Source organism: Methylobacterium sp. FW306-05-D, from assembly GCF_058782155.1.
Map to the genome: position 1 here is coordinate 1 of NZ_JBYSXL010000156.1, position 2,776 is coordinate 2,776.

Annotated in this window: 3 protein-coding genes; 1 reads left to right on the top strand and 2 read right to left on the bottom strand. The window is 72.3% G+C overall.

Annotated features, from left to right (window positions below; translation table 11 throughout):
* Positions 1 to 72: 72 nt before the first annotated feature.
* The gene (locus AC3WLN_RS23890) at positions 73 to 906 is read right to left on the bottom strand and encodes a 3-oxoadipate:acetyl-CoA acetyltransferase (RefSeq protein WP_492485447.1); all 834 of its coding nucleotides are present in this window, start codon (positions 904 to 906) and stop codon (positions 73 to 75) included.
* A 141-nt stretch (positions 907 to 1,047) separates the two neighbouring features.
* Here AC3WLN_RS23890 and aroQ point away from each other — a divergent pair, with 141 nt between their 5' ends.
* Entirely contained in the window at positions 1,048 to 1,491 is a 444-nt protein-coding gene (aroQ, locus tag AC3WLN_RS23895) for a type II 3-dehydroquinate dehydratase (RefSeq protein WP_492485449.1), read from the top strand.
* 3 nt (positions 1,492 to 1,494) lie between these two features.
* On the opposite strand, the gene AC3WLN_RS23900 is transcribed toward aroQ, so the two are convergent.
* Entirely contained in the window at positions 1,495 to 2,487 is a 993-nt protein-coding gene (locus AC3WLN_RS23900) for a DUF808 domain-containing protein (RefSeq protein WP_492485451.1), read from the bottom strand.
* Positions 2,488 to 2,776: the final 289 nt, after the last annotated feature.

Here is a 2,776-nt window from a genome sequence, read left to right on the forward strand (position 1 = left end):
GTCCCCGCAACCAAACACACAGCCCAAACCACAAAGCCCGCCCCGGTTAAAACCAGGGCGGGCTTTCGGCGTTCAGGCCTGTGGCAGCCCCAGGACGGTGCGCGCTTCCCCCGGCGTGGCGACCCGGCGCCCGTGGCGCCGCACCGCCTCGGCCGCCAGCGCGACGAGTTCCGCGTTGCCGGAGGCGAGCCGCTCGCGGCTGATCCGGATGTTGTCCTCGAGGCCGGTCCGCACCGCGTCCGCCCCGCGGGCGAGGGCCCAGTCCATCACCTCCGCCTGGTGTCGCCCGATCCCGGCCGCCGTCCAGGTCGCCTCCGGCAGGATGCGCCGCATCTCGCCGAGCAACAGGTCGAGGAGGTGCGGATCGGCCGGCATCGCGTTCCTCACCCCCATGACGAACTGCACGTGCGGCCGGGCATCGATCAGCCCGGCCTCGACCAGACGCAGGGCGCCGTGCAGGTGCGACAGGTCGAAGATCTCGATCTCGGGACGGACACCAAAGTGCTTCATCCGGCCGGCGAGGTCCGTCACCAGCGTGGCGTGGTTCTCGTAGACGATGCTGGGGAAGTTCACCGAGCCCGTGGAGAGGGAGGCCATGTCGGGGCGGTGCTGCAGGGACAGGCCCCGGCTCGCCGGATCGCGCCCGCGCCCCCCCGTGGAGAACTGAACGACCATGCCCGGGCAGTGCCGGCGCAGGCCCTCCTGGACGGCGGCGAAGCGGTCCGGGTCCGAGGACGGCGTCTCGTCGTCGTTGCGCACGTGGATATGCGCCAGGGCGGCTCCGGCCTCGTAGGCGGCCTGCGTGGAGGCGATCTGCTCGGCCACCGTGATCGGCAGGGCGGGATTGTCGGACTTGCGCGGGACCGAGCCGGTGATCGCGACGGCGATGACGACGGGCGCGTTCATGGAATCTCCTCCTGCGGGGGCGTCTGTCGCGGCCCCTTCCCGCCTGGCATGGCCGGCAACGGCGAAGACCGCAAGGCGTCCCCGCGTCAGGCGCTCCGGGACCCTTTGCGGCCCCGCCCTGGGGCCTTATGACGGAACGCCATGACCGACACGATCCTGATTCTGAACGGCCCGAACCTGAACCTGCTGGGCCAGCGCGAGCCGCACATCTACGGGCACGACACGCTCGCGGACGTGGAGGCCCGCTGCCGGACCCTCGCCGCCGGCTTCGGCCTCGCCGTCGCCTTCCACCAGAGCAACGCCGAGCACCAGCTCATCGACTGGGTCCAGGCCTACCGGGTCGGGTCGGCCGGCATCGTGATCAATGCCGGCGCCTACACCCATACCTCGATCGCGATCCTGGACGCGCTCAAGGCCTGCGAGGTGCCGATCATCGAGTGCCACATCTCGAACGTGCACCGGCGCGAGGCCTTTCGCCATCAGTCCTACGTGTCGCTCGCCGCCACCGCGGTGATGGCGGGCTTCGGCACCCACGGCTACGAACTCGCCATCCGGCACCTCGCCCAGCTGCGCGGCGCCCGCTGAGGGTCAGGCAGCCTTCGTCCGCAGGCGGGCGAGGCCGTTCCAGGCGGGGGCCAGGACGAAGCTCGTCACCGGGATCAGGGCCGCGCCGACCACGAGGCCGACGAGGCCGGAGCCCGCGGCGGTGACCAGCCATTCCACCGTTCCGGCGAGCGGACCGGCGAGGCCCGCCGCCCCCGCCGCGGCGGCGTGGATGGCGTGGCCGATCTGGGGCAGGCCGTAGCTCTCCAGCCCGTGCACCAGGATGCCGCCGCCCACCCAGACCATCGCGGCGGTGCCGACGATGGCCAGGATCTTGAGGAAGCCCGGCATGCCCTTGACGAGGCCGCGGCCGATGGCACGCACGAGGCCGCCGAAGGCCGACCGCGCGGTGTTGGCCGCCATGGCGACCCCGGCATCGTCGGCCTTCACGATCAGGGCGACGCCGCCATAGACCGCCACCGTGATGCCCACCGCCACCACGGCGAGGACGGCGGTCTTCATCCAGACGGAGCCCTCGGGCAGGGCCGCCAGGGTGATGGCCATGATCTCGGCCGAGAGGATGAAATCCGTCTTGATCGCGCTGGAGACCTTCTGGTCCTCCAGGGCCCGGGCGTCCCCGGCGGACGCGTCGCGCTTCGCCGCGTGGGCGTGGGCCTCGTGCGGGACCAGCGCCTCGTAGACCTTCTCGCTGCCCTCGTAGCAGAGATAGGCACCTCCGAGCATCAGCAGGGGCGTGATGGCCCAGGGGGCGAAGGCGCCGAGCGCCAGGGCGGCGGGCAGCAGGAACAGCAGCTTGTTGCGCAGGGAGCCCAGCGCGATGCGCCCGACGATGGGGAGCTCGCGCTCGGCGGCGAAGCCCACCACGTAGCGCGGCGTCACCGCGGCATCGTCGATGACGACGCCGGCCGCCTTCACGCCGGCGCGGCCCGCCTGGGCCGCGACGTCGTCAAGGGAGGCCGCCGCCACCTTGGCGAGACCCGCGATGTCATCGAGGAGTGCGATCAGTCCGATGCTCACGGGATACCTCTGCCTGCCCGGCCGGAGCCCCCGCGCGGGATGGCGCGGCGAGCTTGGCCTTCACAGGAGACGAACGAGGCGGGGAAATGATCCCGGGCTCGCGTCGATGACCGGCGGGGGCTGGCGTACCACGCGGTCATCGACGCTGGTCTCGACCTAGAACGGGATGTCGTCGTCGAGATCGAAGTTCGGCTTCGAGCCCCCGCCGCCCGAGGCCGGCCGGCGCTCGCCGCCACCGCCGGAGGCGCGGCCACCGCCGCCGTAATCCCCGCCGCGGTCGCCGCCGCGC